The organism is Oscillibacter sp. KLE 1728 (assembly GCF_934833455.1).
Lineage (GTDB): Bacteria > Bacillota > Clostridia > Oscillospirales > Oscillospiraceae > Oscillibacter > Oscillibacter welbionis.
In genome coordinates this window covers 1,467-2,865 of sequence record NZ_CAKVVF010000138.1, presented here as the reverse complement: position 1 = coordinate 2,865, position 1,399 = coordinate 1,467, and the positions used below count along the sequence as shown (strand labels likewise).

The 1,399-nt window shown below is 66.5% G+C and carries 2 protein-coding genes; both read right to left on the bottom strand.

Features of this window, described 5'->3' with window-relative positions:
* The coding region (gene mnmA / locus QVE23_RS10835; RefSeq protein ID WP_287968228.1) for a tRNA 2-thiouridine(34) synthase MnmA at positions 1-1,038 on the bottom strand (1,038 nt) is incomplete at its 3' end.
* Between the two features lie 122 nt (positions 1,039-1,160).
* On the bottom strand, positions 1,161-1,399 hold a 239-nt coding region (locus QVE23_RS11065), incomplete at its 5' end, for an ATP-binding protein (RefSeq protein ID WP_502919100.1).

The following is a 1,399-nucleotide window of genomic DNA, read 5'->3' as shown; positions in this document are numbered from 1 at the left end:
CACCAGATCTCCATCGTAGAACACCACCGCCTGCCCCGGGGTGACGGCCCGCTGAGGCTCTGTGAACACCATGCGGATGCGGCCGCCGGGCAGCGGTTCCACTGTGGCGGCAGCTTCCCGCTGGCTGTACCGGGTCTTGGCGGTGACGGACAGGGGGCGGTCCGGCTCCGGTACGGAGAGCCAGTTCACCCGCTCCGCCGTCAGCTCCCGGGTGTAGAGGCGGTTGTCCTCCCCTAGGATCACGGCATTCCGGTCCGGGTCCTTCCCCAGCACGTACAGCGGCGCGTTGGCGCTGACGCCCAGCCCTTTCCGCTGGCCGATGGTATAGCATTCCATTCCCCTGTGGCGGCCCAGCACACGGCCTTCTGAGTCCAGGAAGTCACCGGGGACGGGCTCCACGCCGCCATACTGCCGCAAAAACGACACATAGTCCCCATCCGGCACAAAGCAGATGTCCTGGCTGTCGGCCTTCTGGGCGTTGGACAGGCCGTTGGCGGCCGCCAGGGCCCGCAGGGCAGGCTTTTCATAGTCTCCCACCGGCAGCAGCAGATGGGCCAGCTGGTGCTGGGTCAACTGATAGAGGAAGTACGTCTGGTCCTTCCGTCGATCCGCGCCCCGCAGCAGCTGCCAGCGGCCGGAGGGCGTATCGAGGCGGACTCTGGCGTAATGGCCGGTGGCCATGGCGTCCGCGCCCTGGTCCAGCGCCCAGTCCAGCAGGGCGCCGAACTTGATCTCCCGGTTGCAGTCAATGCAGGGATTGGGTGTGCGGCCGTGGGTGTAGGCCCACACAAACCGGTCCATGACCCGCTCGCGGAACAGATCGCACAGGTCCAGCACCACATGGGGAATCCCCATGCCGGCGGCCACGGCGCGGGCTGTCTCGATATCATCCGCAGAGCCGCACAGGCCCGGGCGGTCCTTATAGGGATGCAGGCGCAGCGTCACGCCGGTGACATTATAGCCGGCCTGCCGCAGCAGCAGCGCCGCTGCGGCGCTGTCCACGCCGCCGCTCATGGCCACAAATACACGCTGGGACATAAATGGGTTCCTCCTGAAAAGGCCGACGGAGCGCCGGTCGTGTTATTGGGCTATTGTAGCCGATTTCCGGAAAAAAGGAAAGCCGCTTCTGCGAAAAAAACCGACCCCAGCCGGAGCCAGGGTCAGTCCAGATGGCGCTGGGAGAAAGCCTGGGGGGGCAAGGCGTCCGCCAGGGCCAGGAGGAGCGGATTGAAGCCGCCGTTGTAATCGAACTTCACGTCCGACACGTCCGCAGTCCCGCATCGCCGGTCCGGCAACGACAGGGTGAAGCGGGACCCCTGCCCCGGCCGGGACTCGGCAATCATGGTGCCGCCGTGGCGCTCTGCGATGTGCTGGCAGAGAGGCAGTCCCAGGCCCAGGC